The organism is uncultured Pelagimonas sp., from assembly GCF_947498515.1.
Taxonomy (GTDB): Bacteria; Pseudomonadota; Alphaproteobacteria; order Rhodobacterales; family Rhodobacteraceae; genus Pelagimonas.
In genome coordinates this window covers 382,508-402,393 of the sequence record NZ_CANMKO010000002.1, presented here as the reverse complement: position 1 = coordinate 402,393, position 19,886 = coordinate 382,508, and the positions used below count along the sequence as shown (strand labels likewise).

Annotated in this window: 20 protein-coding genes; 12 read left to right on the top strand and 8 right to left on the bottom strand. The window is 55.5% G+C overall.

Going from position 1 to position 19,886, the window contains the following annotated elements:
* Window positions 1-75: 75 nt before the first annotated feature.
* The gene (locus Q1A43_RS05395) at window positions 76-1,572 is read right to left on the bottom strand and encodes a pentapeptide repeat-containing protein (protein WP_299933237.1); all 1,497 of its coding nucleotides are present in this window, start codon (window positions 1,570-1,572) and stop codon (window positions 76-78) included.
* A gap of 245 nt (window positions 1,573-1,817) precedes the next feature.
* Between Q1A43_RS05395 and Q1A43_RS05390 the strand changes: the two genes are divergently transcribed.
* From Q1A43_RS05390 to Q1A43_RS05340, 11 genes are all read left to right on the top strand, one after another.
* Window positions 1,818-3,041: a flagellin gene (locus tag Q1A43_RS05390; RefSeq protein ID WP_299929190.1), complete on the top strand. Its 1,224-nt coding sequence runs from the start codon at window positions 1,818-1,820 to the stop codon at window positions 3,039-3,041.
* A 201-nt stretch (window positions 3,042-3,242) separates the two neighbouring features.
* Complete coding sequence (gene yajC, locus Q1A43_RS05385; protein ID WP_299929077.1) at window positions 3,243-3,530, top strand: preprotein translocase subunit YajC; 288 nt, start codon at window positions 3,243-3,245, stop codon at window positions 3,528-3,530.
* 6 nt (window positions 3,531-3,536) lie between these two features.
* Window positions 3,537-5,204, top strand: a complete 1,668-nt coding sequence (gene secD / locus Q1A43_RS05380; RefSeq protein WP_299933236.1) for a protein translocase subunit SecD — start codon at window positions 3,537-3,539, stop codon at window positions 5,202-5,204.
* A gap of 1 nt (window position 5,205) precedes the next feature.
* Entirely contained in the window at window positions 5,206-6,174 is a 969-nt protein-coding gene (gene secF, locus Q1A43_RS05375) for a protein translocase subunit SecF (protein ID WP_299933235.1), read from the top strand.
* The gene (locus tag Q1A43_RS05370) at window positions 6,167-6,919 is read left to right on the top strand and encodes a sulfite exporter TauE/SafE family protein (RefSeq protein WP_299933234.1); all 753 of its coding nucleotides are present in this window, start codon (window positions 6,167-6,169) and stop codon (window positions 6,917-6,919) included. Before secF ends, Q1A43_RS05370 begins: the two co-directional genes overlap by 8 nt.
* Before the next feature lie 9 nt (window positions 6,920-6,928).
* On the top strand, window positions 6,929-7,282 hold the full coding sequence (locus Q1A43_RS05365) for an Mth938-like domain-containing protein (RefSeq protein ID WP_299933233.1): 354 nt from the start codon (window positions 6,929-6,931) through the stop codon (window positions 7,280-7,282).
* Between the two features lie 109 nt (window positions 7,283-7,391).
* The gene (gene ccmA, locus Q1A43_RS05360; protein ID WP_299933232.1) at window positions 7,392-8,006 is read left to right on the top strand and encodes a heme ABC exporter ATP-binding protein CcmA; all 615 of its coding nucleotides are present in this window, start codon (window positions 7,392-7,394) and stop codon (window positions 8,004-8,006) included.
* Window positions 8,003-8,659, top strand: coding sequence for a heme exporter protein CcmB (ccmB, locus tag Q1A43_RS05355; protein ID WP_299933231.1), 657 nt, complete (start codon window positions 8,003-8,005; stop codon window positions 8,657-8,659). Before ccmA ends, ccmB begins: the two co-directional genes overlap by 4 nt.
* 185 nt (window positions 8,660-8,844) lie before the next feature.
* Window positions 8,845-9,573 carry a heme ABC transporter permease gene (locus Q1A43_RS05350; RefSeq protein WP_299929056.1) on the top strand — a complete coding sequence of 243 codons (729 nt, stop codon included), beginning with the start codon at window positions 8,845-8,847 and terminating at the stop codon, window positions 9,571-9,573.
* Window positions 9,570-9,725 carry a heme exporter protein CcmD gene (gene ccmD, locus Q1A43_RS05345; RefSeq protein ID WP_299933230.1) on the top strand — a complete coding sequence of 52 codons (156 nt, stop codon included), beginning with the start codon at window positions 9,570-9,572 and terminating at the stop codon, window positions 9,723-9,725. Before Q1A43_RS05350 ends, ccmD begins: the two co-directional genes overlap by 4 nt.
* Complete coding sequence (locus Q1A43_RS05340) at window positions 9,718-10,293, top strand: DsbE family thiol:disulfide interchange protein (RefSeq protein ID WP_299933229.1); 576 nt, start codon at window positions 9,718-9,720, stop codon at window positions 10,291-10,293. The genes ccmD and Q1A43_RS05340 overlap by 8 nt, the downstream gene beginning before the upstream one ends.
* Here Q1A43_RS05340 and Q1A43_RS05335 read toward each other — a convergent pair whose 3' ends face one another.
* The 3 genes from Q1A43_RS05335 to acnA form a co-directional block, all read right to left on the bottom strand.
* Window positions 10,294-10,422, bottom strand: coding sequence for a hypothetical protein (locus Q1A43_RS05335; protein ID WP_299929047.1), 129 nt, complete (start codon window positions 10,420-10,422; stop codon window positions 10,294-10,296).
* 146 nt (window positions 10,423-10,568) lie between these two features.
* Window positions 10,569-11,441, bottom strand: coding sequence for a DMT family transporter (locus Q1A43_RS05330; protein WP_299933228.1), 873 nt, complete (start codon window positions 11,439-11,441; stop codon window positions 10,569-10,571).
* Between the two features lie 674 nt (window positions 11,442-12,115).
* Entirely contained in the window at window positions 12,116-14,800 is a 2,685-nt protein-coding gene (gene acnA / locus Q1A43_RS05325) for an aconitate hydratase AcnA (RefSeq protein ID WP_299933227.1), read from the bottom strand.
* A 235-nt stretch (window positions 14,801-15,035) separates the two neighbouring features.
* On the opposite strand from acnA, the gene Q1A43_RS05320 reads away from it, so the two are divergent.
* Window positions 15,036-15,743, top strand: coding sequence for a thioredoxin family protein (locus Q1A43_RS05320; protein ID WP_299929038.1), 708 nt, complete (start codon window positions 15,036-15,038; stop codon window positions 15,741-15,743).
* On the opposite strand, the gene Q1A43_RS05315 is transcribed toward Q1A43_RS05320, so the two are convergent.
* The 4 genes from Q1A43_RS05315 to purB form a co-directional block, all read right to left on the bottom strand.
* Entirely contained in the window at window positions 15,707-16,645 is a 939-nt protein-coding gene (locus Q1A43_RS05315) for a lysophospholipid acyltransferase family protein (protein WP_299933226.1), read from the bottom strand. The genes Q1A43_RS05320 and Q1A43_RS05315 overlap by 37 nt on opposite strands.
* A gap of 68 nt (window positions 16,646-16,713) precedes the next feature.
* The gene (locus Q1A43_RS05310; protein WP_299929033.1) at window positions 16,714-17,763 is read right to left on the bottom strand and encodes a FliG C-terminal domain-containing protein; all 1,050 of its coding nucleotides are present in this window, start codon (window positions 17,761-17,763) and stop codon (window positions 16,714-16,716) included.
* Between the two features lie 103 nt (window positions 17,764-17,866).
* A complete protein-coding gene (locus Q1A43_RS05305; protein WP_299933225.1) occupies window positions 17,867-18,022 on the bottom strand; it encodes a carbohydrate-binding module family 14 protein in 156 nt (51 codons plus the stop codon).
* Window positions 18,023-18,084: 62 nt separating this feature from the next.
* Window positions 18,085-19,392 carry an adenylosuccinate lyase gene (purB, locus tag Q1A43_RS05300; protein ID WP_299929027.1) on the bottom strand — a complete coding sequence of 436 codons (1,308 nt, stop codon included), beginning with the start codon at window positions 19,390-19,392 and terminating at the stop codon, window positions 18,085-18,087.
* Window positions 19,393-19,886: the final 494 nt, after the last annotated feature.

Sequence of the window (19,886 nt, the reverse complement as noted above, 5' to 3'; positions counted from 1 at the left end):
CGGTCTGTCCTATAGCGGTTGAGTCGTGTGGCGGGCTTATGCCCCAGTTTTCGGCGCGAGGGTAGGGGGAGGTGGTTAATCAGGGATGTCGATACCCTTGGTCTTGGCCCAAGCGCGCCATTGGGTTTTGAAGTCGGGCCAATGCAGAGTTTCCTTGGGCCAGTGTTTTGGCCACTTTGTTCCTGCTGGGAGCTTGGTTGATCCATCGCCAAAAATGTCATCCAGAAATGCGATGATTTGTGGAGTATTGGTGAAGTCGATAAAGCTAACAGCAGCCCCTTGGAGTGTAGCGGCTGTTAGGGAGGTTACCGGGTCAAACTTCGCCGCGCTGAGGTCTGCTCCTTGCAACTGCGCCTCGCGTAAATCTGCCCCCATCAAATCCACGTCACGGAGGTTTGCCCCCTGCAACCGCGCTCCGTTGAGGATTACCCGTTGCAACTGCGCACGGAAGAGGTCTGCCCCCGTCATCTGCGCATGAAAGAGGTTTGCCCCCTGCAACTGCGCCCCGCTGAGCATTGCCCCCTGCAACTGCGCGTTGCTGAGGTTTGCCTCCTGCAACTGAGCCTCGCGGAGGTTTGCCCTTTGCAACTGCGCTTCGCTGATCTGGGCCCCTTGCAATTGCGTCCTGATCAGCTTTGCTCCCTGCAACTGCGCGCCCAGCAATTGCGCCCTGTCAAAACTCAGCCCTTGCAGGTCCATTGCTTGTAAATTGGCGGCCGAAAGATCAATGGCCAGTGATGTTGCATCAACCCTGTCGATTTGGGCCAATCGCCCAAGGACCTGCACGGCGTTTTCAAGGTCCGACCGTGAGATTTTTAAGGTTCTTGACCACTCTCTTAGCTTTTCATCATCCTCAGTTTCCGGTGGCTGTTGCGCCGGATAGACCTTGGACAATTCTCGGACATAAACGCTCAACAAGCGCGACACACGCTCCGCTTCTTCCGGTTCCTCGCGCACCAACCCTTCAAGCCGATCAATGGCGGCGTTGCGGCGCACCACGTCGTCTTCCCAAAGGGTTTCCCAGTTCTCGCCAACCTTCTTGGACACCTGTCGCATGGCATGTAGATCGGCGGCGGCTTCGGTGATCTTGTTGTTGAAAAGCGCGGCGCGCGCCGTGTCCGTTTGTTGTTGGGTCAACCGCAAGCGTATGACCGTAAAGGGGAGCGCGATCACCGCCCCCGTCACCGCCGTCAACCCAGCAATCTGAGCCAGCAAAAAGCGAAAGGCGGTTTGCGCCTCTTTGTTTTCGGGTGGGGCCATGTCCGGTATGTTGATCAGCAAGCCAAACAAACCAAAAACCAGCACAGATAAGAGCGCGGCCCAAATCAACCCAGCGACAAGCGTCAACGTCGCCATTCCAAGGAAAAGCCCGGAATTGGTGGTCTCCATGCCTTGCCATTTTTGCAACCTGTTGAGCCAATCAGGCCGCTCTTCACGGGTCGGAAAAAGCACGCCAGCAAAGAAGATAATCAAAAACAGGGTAAACGCCAAAACGGCGAGACCAGTCCAAAAGTCATCACTGGTTATCGAAACGTGAAATAGAATCGGGCTTGGGTCTGGAGTATCTGCCATCAAATCACACTGAAAAACTTGCGGTTTCACTTTAGGGGCGAGTGGTCTGATGGTCCACCCGCTGGTTGCGCAGGGATGTCTATTCCAATGCTCTGAAAATTTTAGAGTCTTTTGTGGCCAGATACCCATCGAATTTAGAGAAGGTGTTAACCCTAATGCGGAATGAATATGGGCGACGGTCAGAACGGGCCGCTTTGACGTGTAAAAAACAGGAGCCAAGGTGCCAAAAGGCACCCATGAAACATATGTCCAGCATTCTTACGAACAATGGTGCCATGGTGGCACTGCAAACGCTTAAATCGGTCAACTCGAGCATGGCCGATGTGCAAAATCAGATTTCAACCGGCAAATCCGTCGCCAACGCCAAGGATAACTCGGCGATTTGGGCGATTTCGGCGGTGATGACCTCGGATGTCAAAAGCTTCAAAGGCATTTCCGACAGTTTGAACCTAGCGCAATCCACCACGGCGGTTGCCCGTCAGGCATCGGAAACCGTGACCGACCTTCTGACTGAAATCAAAGGCAAGATTGTTGCCGCCCAAGAAGAAAACGTTGATCGCGACAAAATCCAGACCGACATTGTCGCTTTGCGCGATCAGATCGGTGCGGTTGTTGGTGCGGCGCAGTTCAACGGTTTGAACCTGCTGCAGAACAACACGCTGACCGCGGAGAGCGTCAATGTTCTGGCTTCGCTTGACCGTTCCGGAACTGGGGTCCAAGCCTCTGAAATCACGGTTGCCCGTCAGGATCTTAGCGCTGGTGCGGCAACAGCCGGTACCACCGGCACCGATGTTGGTAGCACCAACGCAATTGCCGATGGCGCAACTGCCGAGGCCTTTACCCTGACCGGCACGCCCGAGGCAGGCATGTCCTATAAGATGGTGGCAGCAGGTGGGGTGAACTTCTCCTCCGAAGTTGCTTATGTGGCCCGCAACGGCGATACGCTGCAAGACGTGACGGACGCCTTGGTCGCCAAATTGAATTTCCAAGCGAAATCAGACGGTTTGGACGTCAGTTTCGCGGAAAATGGCACCACAGCCGGCCAGGTTGACATGACCAACAATTCCGGCGCGACCATCACAGTGGCCGCTGCGGACGCGGCACAATCGGCCAACAACACCGAAAACGACGGCACCATCGGCGGTAGCCTCGAAATGCTCAGCAATTTTGATGTGACATCTGGTGACGGCGCAGATGCAGCTTTGGAAGCTGTTGAATCACTGCTGCAATCTTCTATCGAATCTGCTGCGAATTTCGGTTCGGTTCAGGGGCGGATTGAAACTCAATCCGACTTTATCCAAGGTTTGACCGATGCGTTGAAATCTGGGATCGGATCGCTGGTTGATGCGGATATGGAAGAGGCTTCGGCCCGTTTACAGGCCATTCAGGTTCAACAGCAGCTTGGTGTTCAAGCGCTCTCTATCGCCAACCAAGCACCGCAACAATTGTTGTCGCTGTTCAAAGGTTAAGCTGTCGAATATTGAGATTTCAGGGCGGGCCAATTGGCCCGCCTTTGGCGTTTTAAGCAAGACATTGATGATAGACTCGCGAAAACAGCGCGGATAGGTGGGCTTTGAGCGCGACGCCGCCTTGCATCCACCCTTTGCAAAGCATAGGTTCCGCCCGACGTTCGCGGGGCATCGACCCCGCTTTTTGCATAGGAGCATCTCATGGATCAGCAGACCATGTCTTCATTCGTCATGATGGGTTTGATTTTTGCCATCATGTACTTCCTTCTTATTCGCCCACAGCAAAAGAAGATGAAGGAACACAAAGCCATGGTCGAAGCGCTGCGTCGCGGTGACCAAGTCGTCACCCAAGGCGGGCTTATCGGCAAGGTTGTTAAAGTCAAAGAAAACAACGAAGTAGACGTCGAAATCGCCGAAGGTGTCAAAGTGCGCGTTGTTCAGTCGACCATCGTTCAGGTGACGTCGAAAACCGAACCTGCCGAAAGCTAACTCATCATGCTGCAGATTGATCTCTGGAAGCGGGTTCTAATCTGGGGAACGATTGTGATTGGGTTGGCGCTTGCGCTGCCCAACGCATTTTATACCCGGGTCGAAACCGCAAATGACGCCACCGCCGCGATTGAGCTGGGGGCGGATACCACGGAAAACCGTGAAATTGCGGGGACTTGGCCCTCGTACCTACCATCTGGATTGGTCAATCTGGGGCTCGACCTGCGCGGTGGTGCGCATCTTCTGGCCGAAGTTCAGGTCCAAGATGTGTACGAAGCCCGCATGGAAGCACTTTGGCCCGATGTGCGCGACGCTCTGCGGGGCGAACGCACCACAATCGGCACCATTCGCTGGAATTCTGACGCGGTCAAGCTAGGCGAATTGCGCGTTCGGATTTCTAAACCCGAGGGCATGGAACATGCGCTTGGTATCGTTCGCGGATTGGCGCGCCCGGTTGTTTCGCTCACCGGAGCCGGGGCAACTGATCTTGACGTGAGGGGCGAAGGCTCTGAAATTGTTGTCACGTTGTCAGAAGCCGAACAACAAGCCACAGATGAACGCACCCTGCGCCAGTCTCTTGAAATCATCCGTCGACGGATTGATGAGGTCGGAACGCGTGAACCCACAATTCAGCGCCAAGGCTTTGATCGGATCCTGATTCAGGTTCCGGGAATCGGTTCGGCACAAGAACTCAAAGAAATTATCGGCACCACCGCTCAGCTGACCTTCCAACCTGTTGTTAGCCGGGCCTCCAATGCCGATGCGCCGGCCGGAGTTGGCAACGAAGTCCTGCCATCTCTGGACGAAGAGGGCGTGTTTTTCATTCTTGAGCAAACGCCGGTTGTGACCGGCGAAGAGCTTGTCGATGCGCAACCTGCGTTTGACCAAAACGGTCAGCCTGCTGTGAACTTTCGCTTTAACCCGACGGGTGCGCGCAAGTTTGGCGATTATACCGCCAATAACATCGGCTCGCCCTTTGCCATTGTCCTTGATGGCGAAGTCATCAGCGCCCCGGTCATCCAAAGCCATATTCCAGGTGGCTCTGGCATCATCACCGGCAACTTTGATGTCGAAGAAAGCACCAACCTTGCCGTGCTCTTGCGCGCGGGTGCCTTGCCTGCGGGCCTAGAATTCCTCGAAGAACGGACAATTGGCCCGGAATTGGGGCAGGATAGTATCGATGCCGGTAAAATCGCCACGGCCGTTGCCTTTATCGGTGTGTTGGTCTTTATGGCGCTGAGCTATGGGTTGTTTGGCATCTTTGCCAACGTCGCCTTGATCATCAACATCACCTTGATCTTTGGAATGTTGTCGATGCTTGGCGCGACGCTAACTTTGCCCGGTATCGCGGGGATCGTGCTTACCGTGGGTATGGCGGTTGACGCCAACGTGCTGGTCTTTGAACGTATCCGCGAAGAACTCAAAACCGCCAAAGGCCCGGCGCGAGCCATCGAACTTGGCTATGAAAAAGCCCTGTCGGCGATTGTCGATGCCAACATTACCACGTTTATCACCGCTGTTATCCTTTACGTGATGGGCTCTGGTCCGGTGCGTGGCTTTGCCATCACCTTGGGTCTTGGCATTATGACATCCGTCTTCACTGCGATCTTCGTCACACGGCTGCTGATTGTTATGTGGTTCGAAAAACGCCGTCCCAAAACGATTGAGGTGTAACATGCGACTAAGACTAGTTCCTGAAAACACCTCATGGGATTTCTTCAACCGCGCGAAAATGTGGTTGGGAATCTCGGCCTTGCTGGTGCTTGTTTCCATCGGGGCCTTTGCTTCACTAGGCCTTAACTTTGGCATCGATTTTCGCGGCGGCACCACGATCCGGACCGAAAGTACGCAAGCGATTGTTGTGTCCGAATACAGGGATGCTTTGGCAACGCTGGGCCTAGGGGATGTGGTGATTTCCGAAGTCTTCGACGTGAACTTTCGCGAAGACCAACATGTTGCGATGATCCGCATTCAGGCCCAAGACGGGCAGGAATCGGTGACGTCAGACGTGATCGAGAACGCCAAAACCGCTCTGGCCACCGTGGCACCGGACATCAAGTTTGTGTCGGTTGAATCGGTTGGTCCCAAAGTTTCGGGCGAACTGATCTCGACGGCGGCAACAGCGGTTGCCTTGGCGATTGCGGCGGTTCTGTTCTACATTTGGCTGCGGTTTGAATGGCAATTCGCCCTCGGGGCGGTTGCGGCCTTGGTGCATGACGTGGTGCTCACAATCGGCGTATTTGCTGCGGTGCAGATCAAATTTGATCTGGCCATCATCGCCGCGCTTTTGACCATTGTTGGCTATTCTCTGAACGATACCGTGGTTGTCTTTGACCGAGTGCGTGAGAACCTGATCAAGTACAAGTCCAAGGATCTCAAAGAGGTTTTGAACCTGTCAATCAACGAAACCCTAAGCCGGACTTTCATGACCTCGGCCACCACATTGCTGGCGCTGATTGCGCTGTTTGTGCTGGGCGGTGATGTGATCCGCGGCTTTGTTTTCGCGATGATCTGGGGCGTTGTGGTCGGGACTTATAGCTCGATCTTTGTGGCCTCTTCGATCCTCTTGCGTCTTGGTGTCAAACGCGATTGGTCCAAGCCCGTCGACACGACCGGCAACCAATTTGGCGACGTGGATGCCTGATATCTTATCCAGCCTTGCCTCGCTTCCGGGGCTAGGCTGGATAGCCTTTGCCGCTTTCATTAGCGGCCTAGTGCGTGGCTTTACCGGCTTTGGAACCGCCCTCGTGTTCCTTCCCGTAGCGGCGCAATTTCTCCCTCCTTTTGCGGCGATCCTGACGTTGACCTTTATGGATTTGCTAAGCCCGCTGCCGGTGCTGAAACCGGCGTGGCGTGATGCCGATAAGGCGGATTTACGACGCTTATTGATCGGCACCGCGATCACCTTACCTGTCGGGCTGGCGGTTTTGGCGTTGGTCCCCCGCGACGTGTTTCGGCTTGGGGTCAGTGGGTTGGCGCTTGCGATGTTGCTCGCTCTGATCCTAGGCCTGCGCTATCGTGGTGTGATCAAATCGGCGATGGTCTATGCCATTGGCTGCGCTGCCGGTTTTCTTGGTGGGGCGGTTGGTTTGCCGGGGCCTCCGGTCATCATGTTTTACATGGCACGCCCGCTGCCCCCGCAAGTGATCCGCGCCAACACTTTACTCTATCTTTTCGGCTATGACTTGATGATCATGACCGCCATCGCCGCCTTTGGCCGGATGGAGCTTGAATGGGCTGTATTGGGTCTTTTGATGGGTATTCCGGGCATGCTGGGCAATTGGCTCGGCGGCAGGCTCTTTCGTCCGGGGCTGGAAAAGGTATACAGAGCTGCGGCCTATTCGGTGATCGCCGCCTCGGCCGTGTCCGGCCTGCCATTCTGGAGCTAAGGAGCCCCCATGCAACTCAATGAAATGTCCTTCAAAGATGCGGTGCCTGTGGATGGCTATGGCCCCGGTTTTTTCCGCGTTGCCGATCAGGTTTTCGAAGGTCCATTGTTGCTAACCGCGACGGGTGTTTTGCCTTGGGGTGGATTAGACGACGACGCGGCTTTGGTCGCACTCAAGGACCAGATCGATGTTTTGTTCGTCGGTACCGGAGCCGAAATTGCCCATATCCCGGCCGATCTGCGCCGCAAGCTCGAAGAGGTCGGGCTTGGCGTCGAAAGCATGAGTTCCCCATCCGCCTGTCGCACCTTTAACGTTTTGCTTAGCGAAGGCCGGCGTGTCGCGGTGGCGGCGCTTCCGGTTTAAAAGAAGCACGTTAAACTTGGCACGGTAAACGAGGTGGGGGGAACCCTTGATCAGAGTCAAAGCGTTAACAGCTTTTCCTCATTAGGCACCAAATGAACAAGGGGGCAGTATGGATTTGCAAGTGACTGATCTGGCCGTGGCGCGGGGCGGGGTTCCTGTTCTCGAAGGGCTGAACTTTAGCGTGGCCGATGGCCGTGCCTTGGTTTTGCGCGGTCCAAACGGGTCTGGCAAAACCACCTTGCTGCGCACCATCGCCGGGTTGCAACCCGCGCTCGAAGGTGAGGTCATCGGGGCAGGGGAGCGCATCGCCTATGCGGCCCATGCGGATGGGTTGAAAACCGCGCTCACCGTTACCGAAAACCTGACGTTTTGGGCCAAGGTCTTTGGCAATTCTGATATTTCTGCGGCTTTGACCGGGTTCGACCTTTTGGACCTTGCCGATCGGCCCGCCGGGTCCTTGTCGGCCGGACAAAAACGCCGTTTGGGTTTGGCTCGCCTGATGGTCACGGGCCGCCCAGTTTGGGTTCTGGATGAGCCGACCGTGTCGTTAGATGCCGCATCGGTGGCCCTGTTCGCCGAAGCCGTGCGCGCACATTTGCAAGCGGGGGGATCGGCGTTGATGGCCACGCATATCGATTTGGGCCTTGATGAGGCCGACACCTTTGATGTCACCCCATGCCGCGCCAAACCGCGCGTCTCGGCACTTGATGAGGCCTTCTTATGATTGCGCTTTTGATGCGGGACCTGCGCCTTGCGGTGCGTGCGGGGGGCGGCTTTGGCCTTGGTCTGGCGTTCTTTTTGATTGTCACAGTTTTGGTCCCGCTTGGCGTCGGCCCCGAAACCGCACTTTTGTCGAAAATCGCTCCGGGGATATTGTGGATCGGGGCGTTGCTCGCCTGCCTTCTGTCGCTTGATCGGATTTTCGCTCTGGATTTCGAGGATGGCAGCATCGATTTGCTTGCCACCGCGCCGCTCCCGATGGAGGGGATCGTCACAGTCAAAGCCTTGGCGCATTGGCTGACAACCGGCTTGCCCCTTGTCCTCGCCGCTCCGGCATTGGGTGTACTGTTAAGCCTGCCGCAAGGCGGGTATTTCTGGATCGTCGTGTCTTTGTTGGTTGGCACACCGGCGCTTTCGGTGATCGGCACCTTTGGCGCGGCGCTGACCGTCGGCTTGAAACGCGGCGGGTTGTTGATGTCGTTGCTGGTGCTGCCGCTCTATGTTCCAACTCTGGTGTTTGGGGCAGAGGTCGCGCGGCGCGGCGGCGAGGGTTTGGTGGTGCAAACACCTTTGTTGATGCTCGCCGGGATAAGCTGTGGCGCGGTTGCCTTGCTTCCCTTCGCCAGCGCGGCGGTGTTGCGCATCAACCTGCGCTGATCCGACCCACGCGAATGTGAGCGTTAGGATTGCTTTAAATCAAGGACCTCTGGCAAAAGGTGCCGCAAAAGATACTCAATTCCGCTGACCCAACCAGTGGCGGACAAAAGTGATGAGCGGCAAACTTGCGCCTCGCCGCAATATGAGGTGTAAATTGCCGCGCGCAACAAGGACAAGTCACACCCATGTCAATCTGGGAATACGCCAATCCGGTGAAATTCATCAAAACCACCGACCGAATGATGCCCTATCTGGCCGTCGGCGCGGTGGTCTGTCTCGTTTCTGGTCTCGTCTGGGGGTTCTTCTTTACCCCCGATGATTACCGCCAAGGATCAACCGTCAAGATCATCTACCTGCATGTGCCAGCCGCTTTGATGGCGATCAACGCGTGGATGATGATGTTGGTGGCCTCACTGGTCTGGATCGTGCGCCGCCATCACGTCTCGGCCTTGGCTGCGCGGGCGGCGGCACCGATTGGGGCGGTCATGACGTTGATCGCCTTGGCGACCGGGGCGATTTGGGGGCAACCGATGTGGGGCACATGGTGGGTCTGGGATCCACGTCTGACGTCTTTCTTGATCCTGTTCCTGTTCTATTTGGGCTACATGGCCCTATGGGAGGCGATCGAAAACGACGATACCGCCGCGGACCTGACCTCGATCCTCTGCCTTGTTGGCTCGGTTTTTGCGGTTCTGTCGCGCTATGCTGTTCTCTTTTGGAACCAAGGCCTTCACCAAGGCGCGTCGCTGTCTTTGGACAAAGAAGAGCACGTTGCCGATGTGTTTTCATCGCCGCTCTATGTCTGTATCGCGGGCTTTGTCTTGCTGTTCATCGCGCTGGTGTTTTTGCGCACGCAAACTGAAATCCGGGCCCGTCGCGCGCGCGCCCTTATCGCACGGGAGCGTTTGGCATGATGCCTGATCTGGGAAAATACGCCGACGCGGTTTTGTCGTCTTATGCCGTGTCGATCCTGTTGCTGGTGGTTTTGGTCGCATTGTCGATCCGCCGGTCGCGGAAAATGAAAGCCTATCTGGCCGACATTGAGGAGCGCGTGAAAAATGGCTGAACAAGAACCGAACAAAGGTGGTATTTCGCCGCTTATGCTCTTGCCGCCGCTGATCTTTTTGGGATTTGCGGTGATGGTCTATTTCGGAATGCAGCGTGGCAATACTCGCGAACTGCCCTCGACCTTTATCGGCCAACCGGCTCCGGCGCTGACTGAAACGGCGCTAGAAGGCTATGACGGCATCACCCGCGACATGATCACCTCGGGCGAGGTGACCTTGGTGAACTTCTGGGCAAGCTGGTGCCCGCCGTGCCGGGTGGAACACCCCAACCTGATGAAAATGCAGGCCGACGGCTTGCGCATTGTCGGGGTGAATTTCAAAGATAAAACCGCCCAAGCGCAACAATTTCTAAGCGGCGGCGGTAATCCCTTTATGGCGGTGGCCTTTGATCCGCCGGGGCGCACTGCGATTGATTGGGGGGTCACCGCGCCGCCCGAGACCTTCATCTTGGACGGTCAGGGCAAGGTGTTGTTCCGTTACACCGGCCCGCTTGTTGGCTCCGATTATGAGCAACGCTTTGTACCGGCTTTGGAAAAGGCGTTGGCGGACGCGGCTAACGAAAGCTGATTAAAGCTCACAATAGGCGGTTGGTTCGGACCCCGGACAGCCGCCTTTGATGTCTTCGGAACCCGCATAAGCGCCCACTACGGCCAGAACCAGCAGGGCGGCGGCTTGGATCAATGTGATGGTTTTCATGGGCTCAGGCCTTTTGTTGTCTTGACTACAACATGGGGCACCTAGCTTAAAATGGTAGGGGGGAATTCCTGACCCTTTGCTTCAAACCCGATGAATTGACTAACAAATGCGCGAGTTTTCGCGTGATGCCTCAAATGCTGTGCGATTTATTGCTGGTGCTTGCCGCGCCACATGATGAAAAGCCCCGAGGCAACAACAATCGCACAACCCGCCATCGTTTGCCTGTCCAAGCTCTCACCAAATAGCACAACGCCAAGCCCTAGGCCGAACAACAAGCGTGTGTAACGAAACGGTGTGACACTGGCCACGTCACCGGTGCGCATCGCCCGCATGAGGGCGCTATAGGCCAAGACTCCAAAACCAACCGCCGCCATCATCATCAGGGTTTGCTGAATACTCATGCTGACAAAGCCGCGCTGTTCCCAAAGGGCATAGAGAGCACCTGCGGCAATGATTGCCGCAAACCCAAACACGCCAAGCACGGTTGTGCTTAGGGATTTGGGCGCGGCGCGGCTGGCCAAATCGCGTCCGGCAAAACCAAGCATCCCGAGCACCGCCAAGATTGAGAGCGGTGAAAAGCTCTCTGGTGTGGGTTTGAGGATCAGCAAGACGCCGATCAGGCCAACAAAAATGGCGCTCCAGCGACGCCACCCGACTTGTTCCCCAAAGAACAAGGCGGCCCCAAGAACCACCACCAAGGGCGTGGCCTGCAAGATCGCGGTGGCGGAACTTAGCGGCGTCAGAGCCAGCGCGAGGACGTAAAACAACCGTCCTGAAATTTCGAAGACAACCCGGATGCGCATTGGTTTTGATAGGACGTCGCGGGTGAAGATCACGTCCCCTTGCCACAATGCCCAAAGCCCAAACACAACCATGCCCCCAAGGCCAAAGAGCACAAGAACCTGAGCCACGGGCAAGCCCTGGGCCGCGGCTTTGATGGCGGCATCCTCAAGCGCAAACCCGGCCATTGCAGCAATCATCCAAAGGCTGCCGATGAGGTTTTCACGGTGGAGGGGCATAGACGTCTTTCAAGTGTGGGTCGTTGATTTAGTTGGGAAATGACCAAGGTTCGCGTTCGCGACAGGCTTTGATCGATCGTCCTTCGGTCCAAGTGACTTGGTCGTTATCGGTTTTCCATAGAACCCAGTGATAGGTCTGGCAAGATGGTCCGGCCCCTTTGTCATATACCGCCAAAGAATAGCCGTCAGGGGCACTTCCGTTTTGCAGTGTCTTGGGAAAACCATGCGTGTCCAGGCACTGATCAATCTTGCGTTGGGGTACGAAGCCGCGCTGTTTTGGGTGGCAAACCCAGCGCGCCAATGACGTCAAGCGTCGCTTGATATCATCCGAATCTGATTGAGAAAAACCATGCAACCCTAGACGGGATATGAACGCGTCTTGGCTGTCACTTTTCTCGGCTATCTGCACAATCCGTGCATCGAATGCAGCTTCGCCTCCGATTGTGATGAAAGGGGTAAAATGAAGGAATAGAAAAAAAGGGACACAGAACGCAACGAGTAACATTTTCAGGCGATCTTCGATTTTGGCACGGTTTGAAAGGCCTAAAACCATCACATACTCTTTGAAAAATTGCGGCTTGAAAGGGTGGTTGGCTCGTATTGGCGCATGAAGATAACCATTTTAGGCACCTCCATGCATTTTTTTAGCATACCGTGGGTTCAATCCAACGGTCTTACGACTTGGCCAAATCGCGCAGCACGTAGTGAAGCACCCCGCCATGCTCGATGTATTCGATCTCAATCGCGGTATCGATCCGGCATTTCAGGGTGATCTCTTTGACCGTTCCGTCGCCCATGGTGATGGTGCAGGGCACGTCTTGGAGCGGTTGCACAGAATCCAATCCGGATATCGAAACGGTTTCCGCTCCGGTAAGACCAAGAGTTTTGCGTGTATCGCCACCGGTGAATTCGAAGGGGATCACCCCCATCCCGACAAGGTTGGAGCGATGGATGCGCTCAAAACTTTCGGCGATCACCGCCTTGACCCCCAATAAGTTCGTCCCCTTGGCCGCCCAGTCGCGCGACGACCCGGCCCCGTATTGCGCACCGCCAAAGATTACCAAGGGCGTGCCCGCCTCTTGATAGGCCATAGCCGCGTCAAAGACCGAGGTCTGTTGACCATCCGGGCCTTTGGTAAAGCCACCTTCAACACCATCAAGCATTTCGTTCTTGATGCGGATGTTGGCGAACGTGCCGCGCATCATGATCTCGTGGTTGCCTCGACGCGAGCCATAAGAGTTAAAGTCACGCGGGGCGACCTGACGCTCGGTAAGATACTGACCGGCCGGGCTTGATTGCGCAAAGGAACCCGCTGGCGAGATATGATCGGTGGTGATCATATCGCCCAGAACCATCAAAACCTTGGCCCCGTCGATATTGCTAATGACGCCCGGCTCGGACCCCATGTCGCGGAAATAGGGCGGGTTTTGGATATAGGTCGATTGGGCCGGCCAATCATAGGTTTCCTGATCCGGCACCTCGACGCCGCGCCACTTTTCGTCGCCTTTGAACACATCCGCATATTTTTCAAGAAAGGCGTCGCGGGTCACGGTTTTCTCGACCAGCTCGGCAATTTCTTGGTTGCTGGGCCAAATGTCTTTCAAGAAAACGTCGTTACCGTCTTTGTCTTGCCCAATGGCGTCTTGGGCGAGGTTGATGTCCATGGTCCCGGCAAGCGCATAGGCGACGACCAGAGGCGGCGAGGCGAGGTAATTGGCACGCACATCCGGCGAAATGCGCCCTTCAAAGTTACGGTTCCCCGACAGGACCGAGGTGGCCACAAGATCGCCCTCGGCAATCGCATCGCTGATTTCTTTCTGGATCGGACCGGAATTGCCGATGCAGGTTGTGCAGCCGTAACCCACGAGGTTGAAACCGATCTTGTCTAAATCCTGTTGCAGGCCCGCAGCCTCAAGATAGGCCGAAACAACTTGGCTACCCGGAGCCAGAGAGGTTTTGACCCAGGGTTTGCGATTTAGACCCAAAGCCGCAGCCTTGCGCGCCACCAACCCGGCGCCGATCATCACATAGGGGTTCGATGTATTGGTGCAGGACGTGATTGACGCGATGACAACCTTGCCCGATTCCATCGTGTAATCTTCGCCCGCAACCGCGACTTCCTTGCCCATTGGGCGTTTAAACGTGTTGGCCATCTCATCGTTAAAGGCCACGTCAGCGCCATCAAGCGCAACAAAATCCTGTGGGCGTTTGGGGCCGGAAATGGCGGGAACGATGGTGCCCATATCCAACGTCAATGTGTCGGTGTAGATCGGCGCATACTCCGCCCCGCGCCAAAAGCCGTTTTCCTTGGCGTAGGTTTCGACAAGCTGCACGCGCGCCTCATCCCGGCCGGTATTGCGCAGGTAACGCAGGGTTTCGCCATCAATAGGGAAGAAACCACAGGTCGCACCGTATTCGGGGGCCATATTGGCGATGGTGGCCCGATCCGCCAAGGGCAGGCTGTCCAACCCTTCGCCATAGAATTCAACAAATTTGCCGACCACCCCTTTGGCGCGCAGCATTTCGACGACCTTGAGAACCAAGTCGGTGCCGGTGGTCCCTTCGACCATTGCGCCGGTGAGTTCGAACCCGATGACTTCGGGGATCAGCATCGAAATCGGCTGGCCCAGCATGGCGGCTTCGGCCTCGATCCCGCCAACACCCCAGCCCAGAACGGCAACACCATTCACCATGGTAGTGTGGCTATCGGTGCCAACCAGAGTGTCGGGATAGGCAACCTGATCACCGTTTTGGTCGGTATCTGTCCAAACGGTTTGGGCAAGGTATTCAAGGTTCACCTGATGGCAAATCCCGGTGCCGGGGGGAACCACGCGGAAATTGTCAAAGGCGGTTTGGCCCCATTTGAGGAAGGTATACCGCTCCATATTGCGTTCATATTCGCGATCAACATTCATCTGAAAGGCGCGCGGGTTGCCGAATTCGTCAATCATCACCGAATGGTCGATCACCAGATCGACAGGCACCAAGGGGTTGATTTTGGCGGCCGAGCCTTTGAGCGCGACAATGCCATCGCGCATGGCTGCAAGGTCAACAACCGCCGGAACGCCGGTGAAATCTTGCATCAAAACGCGCGCAGGGCGATAGGCGATTTCGCGTGGATTTTTACCACCGTTTTCGCCCCAGTCTGCAAAGGCTTTGATATCCTCAACGGTGACGGTCTTGCCGTCCTCAAAGCGCAGCATGTTTTCCAAAACCACTTTGAGCGCAGCGGGCAGCCCGGAAAAGTCGCCTAGCCCGGCCTCTTGTGCGGCAGGGATGGAGTAATAGGAAACCGACTGGTCACCAACTGTGAGTGTTTTGCGCGTCTTGGCGCTGTCCTGGCCTACGGTAATGGGCATGATAACCTCCGATGGGATCGTGACGTGAAAAGAAACGTGTTTCGAATTGCCCTTTCTGCCCGTGCCGAAAACGGACGAAAGATGTCTACATTAATATGGCGTCGCGGGGTTGATATACCAAGGAAGTTTCGTCCAAACTCGCTTGGGTTGTCACAACGTGGTCGCAAATGAGTGATTGGCATGACAGCCCGCTCTCTTTTACACCAAGGGGACAGAGACGGAGAATAGAATACCCATGCGCAAGCTCATCCCTCAGATCATTCCCATGACAGTTGCCGCTTGGACGGCGTTTTCAGGGGCGCTTTGGGCGCAGGAAAACCCTGTGGTGGTAGAGCTTTATACGTCGCAAGGGTGCTCGTCTTGCCCGCCTGCTGATGCGCTTTTGCATGAATTGGCCGGGCGTGACGATGTGATTCCCTTGGCGCTTCATGTCGATTATTGGGATTACATCGGCTGGAAAGATGTCTTCGCTCAGCCCAAATTCACCAAACGCCAGCGTGGATATGCCCGTGCCGGTGGATGGCGCACGATTTACACGCCTCAAATGGTGGTGAATGGGGCCGAAGACGTGGTCGGGTCACGCCCGATGAAGGTCACCGATTTGATCCGCAAACATGCCAAACGCGCACCTCGCGTTGATCTTGATGTCACGCGCAAAGGCGGCAAGCTTTTGATCAAAGCAACATCGTTGCAAACCGGTGAACCTTGCGACATCCACATCGTCCGCTACGAACCGCTTGAAAAAGTCAAAATCACCCGGGGTGAAAACGCCGGTCGTTCGCTCGCTTACAGCCATATTGTCAAGGATTGGCAAAAGGTTGCGCGTTGGGACGGGCAGGGGACCTATGAGGCCAACCTATCCCTCAAGGGCGATGAGCCTGTGGTCGTGATCCTACAGGAACCCGGTCACGGTGACATTGTGGCAGCGGCGCGTTTGCGCTGACGCCGGGCTTGGCGTTCGGGTTTCCAACGCCGATGAATCCACATCCATTGCCCCGGATTCTCGTCGATCCGCGCTTCTAAACGGCGCGTGGCTTCGCGCATCATGTCGATCGGCTCACCGTGGGGAATTGGCTCTTCGACCACTGTGTCGAAATGATAGCCACCCTCACGGCGAATGCCGAAAACCGGCACCAACAACGCATCGGTGCGCAGAGCGATTTCAGCGGCCGATGTCATTGTTGGCGCGGGTTTGCCAAGAAAGTCGATCACAGGGGCCGAGCTGTCATAGACATCAAACAACAGGACAGCCATGCCACCCTTTTTGATGTGTTTGATGAGGCCAAGTGTACCTTTGCGCCCCTGTTCAAAAACCGGTTCACAGATATCACGCATGTTTTGAACGTAATGCTTATTGAAATAGGGGTTGGACATTGGCCGGACCAGCCCACCGATTTGAAACCCACGCGCCAGAAGGGAACAGCGGGCGCATTCGGTTGCGCCGAAATGAGCCATCACGAACATCACGGGACGTCCATCTGCCTTGGCTTGTTCAATTGCGGCCAAGCCCGGTCCGCTGACAAATGCCTTGGCGCTGCGCTCCATCATTTCAGGGATGTCGTAGTTTTCGATAAAAGCCCGCGCCACGTTGTCGATCACATCTTCGGCGATGCGCGCTTGCTTGTCCTTGGGGCAATCAGGCCAGACATAGTCGAGATTGGCGTAGATACGCCTGTGCCAACCGGCAAGCGGCGAGATACACCGCCGGACTGTCCAACTCACCAGCTTGAGGCGGGTCCTGATTGGAAACTGCAAGGCTATCCAAATCAAACTGCGAATCGCGCGATCTGCGATCCAGTCTTGCCAACCGCCGTGCTGGCGCTTTGCCTTTATTGATTTTGCCAAAACTGGGCCTCATTCGATGTTGAGACCTGTTTTAAGCTGTGCCTGTGATGGCGGCAAGCGCTGCTCTTTTATTCCTCTTCGTCGGGGTTGAGCAATTCGATCTCACCGACATTGACCAAGTCACGGATCGCGGCGACCACTTCGTTCATGGCCTTTTCGCCGATTTTTGGCTTCACAGCACCCTTCGCGTCGGCCTCTTCACGGATGTTGTCGGCCATTCGTTTGGACATGTTTTCCAACAAGAAATCACCGGCACGCTGTTCTTGTTCGTTGCCGTCGCTGGCTGCAGCAATCGCCGTGGCAAGCGATTCTGGTTTCACGTCACGGGTGATTTTGGGTACATCAATGGCGTTCAAACGCTCTGGGATATTGCCAAAGGTAAAGATGGCTTTGCGCACCGCATTGGCAAAGGTTTCGTCTTCTTTCTCCAAATCGCCAAGCAACTCTTCTCGCACTGCGGAGTTCGAGTAGTTCAGGATGGAGCCCAGCCGTTCCTCTGGTTTGGCTTTGAAGGCTTTCGGGGGCTCGGCATCCAGCTGTGCCGCAATGGCAAGGCCAATTCGGTCAACCGCATCCGGGGTCACGCCGGTTGTCATTGAAACGGCATAGGAAATGCGCCGGGCTTTGTCACCGGGCAGCTTGGCCAAGACCTGAGCGGCTTTGCCGACGTCAATTTTCGACATCATCACCGCGGCGACTTCGGTGGCTTCGGAATTTACCAATTCTTCAATTCGTTCGACATCAAGCGCATTGATCCGTTGCCACGGATCACCGGTTTGACGCACGCCCGCCTCTTTGCGCAACCGCATCGCCGTGCGTGGGCTGATTTTGCCATCCAATGCGGACAAAGCACCGGCCATATCCCCCGGAAAAGACAGGCCAATTTGTTCGAGTTCATTTGAGAACTCTTCAATCACATTATTGAGCGTCTCGCGATCTACATAGCGCATGTTACCCATCAAAAGGGTAAGCTCCGCCTGTTGGTCATCAGGCAGATCCGTGAGCGGAATATCCGCGTCTTCGTTCAGCAAAAACTGAACGACAATCGCGGCTTTGGTTTTGCGCGACAAGCCAGCCGGAACAGAGCCAATAGGGCCAGGAAGAGCAAGAGCTGTCATTGCGGTCCTCTTAATCGCAGGGAAGTTGCAACAAGAGGTAACGCCGATAGGTTTCTGGCGCGTTAAGCTTGTTTGGCTAAATGGCCAATTTTAAACAAATGCGTCAGCTAGAGACAGGTTTGCAGCTTTGCGACGTGGCATCGTAAACCGTGCCTTCGGCGCAGGTCATCATTTGAGCATGATTAGAAGAGCATTCGGCCGATGCTAAAACGGGCGTCAGGGCCAATGCCAGAACAGAAAAAACAGTTTTGAATGTCATTTTGCGGTTCTCCTCCGGGGGATGATCCCCGGAGGATACCATAAATTCGCTATTTTGCGAAATTAGTCTTCGCCGAACACGCGGGCAAAGATCGTGTCGACGTGTTTGGTGTGGTAGGCCATGTCGAATTTTTCATTGATCCCATCGGTGCCAAGCGCCTTGACCACGTCTTCGTCGGCCAAAAGCTCTTCGCGGAAATCAGTGCGGAATTCCCAGACTTTCAACGCGTTACGCTGAACCATGACATAGGCATCTTCGCGCGACACACCCGCCTGGGTCAGGGCCAGCAACACGCGCTGTGACATGACCAGACCGGGGAACTTGTTCATATTGTCGAGCATGTTCTCAGGGAAGATCAGCATTTTTTCGATAACGCCGGTCAAACGGGCCAGTGCGAAATCAAGTGTCACACAGGAATCAGGGCCAATCGCACGCTCAACCGAGCTATGCGAAATATCGCGCTCATGCCAAAGCGCGACGTTTTCCATCGCCGGGATCACCGACATGCGCACCAGACGCGCCAAACCGGTGAGGTTTTCGGTCAGAACCGGGTTCTTTTTGTGTGGCATCGCCGACGAGCCCTTTTGACCCATCGAGAAGAACTCAGCACCTTCAAGAACTTCGGTACGCTGCATGTGACGGATTTCGATGGCGACGTTTTCGATCGAGCTGGCGATCACACCGAGGACAGCAAAGAACATCGCGTGGCGGTCACGCGGAATAACCTGTGTGCTGATCGGCTCTGGGATCAGGCCAAGCTGATCACAGACATGCTCTTCGACGGCGGGGTCGATATTGGCGAATGTGCCTACAGCGCCGGAAATCGCACCGGTGGCAATTTCGGCCCGTGCATCGCGCAGACGCGATAGGTTACGATCCATTTCTGCATAGAAACGCGCGAAGGTCAGGCCCATGGTGGTCGGCTCGGCATGGATGCCATGGCTGCGGCCAACACGAACGGTGTCTTTGTGCTCAATCGCGCGCTTTTTCAGCGCAGCGAGCAGCTTGTGCATATCTTCGATCAGGATATCGGCGGCGCGCACCAACTGAACATTGAGGCAAGTGTCGAGGACGTCGGAGGAGGTCATGCCTTGGTGGACAAAACGTGCCTCGTCCGAGCCAACATGTTCGGCCAGATGGGTCAGGAAGGCGATGACGTCATGTTTGGTGACAGCTTCGATTTCATCAATGCGGGCGACGTCAAATTCGACATCCTTGGCTTTCCAAACCGCGTCGGCATTTTCTTGTGGGATCACACCCAGCTTGGCCTGTGCGTCACAGGCATGGGCCTCGATCTCGTACCAGATGCGGAATTTGGTTTCAGGGGACCAGATGGCAACCATGTCGGGGCGGGAATAACGCGGGATCATTGGCAAACCTTATTGTGAGTTATTGGGGCGAGCGGGGGCGTCATAAACCGACACCGCCCATGTCACAAGGGCAGGGGGCTGAGACTGATTGCCCTGATCAGGTTTTATTTGCCATTGGGGGTTTGAGGAGGGCGACGCAAAGGGGATCAAAAAGGTTTCTCAAACGGCCAAATGGGCCACCAAACAGTGACCCAGTCAGCAAGGAAAAGAGGCGATTACAAGCTTTGGAGAGACGGGGTATCTTGTGACGCTTGGGTCGTGTGGTCCGGAAACAAACTGGCAAGAATATGCGCAGTTTGATGTGTTGAGGGCTGAACTGATGCGGTTAGCATCCAGATGGACAGCAAAAACAAGCTGCGAGAGAGATGAGAAAACATAACCTTGATCCTAAAGACTGCTTATGGGGGCCGTTTCTTTGCGGCCTGTATTTGGTATAGGCGGTTAGCTAGGCGCAAATAGGGAGGATTTGAGGTAATTGTGTCCAATATGTAAAC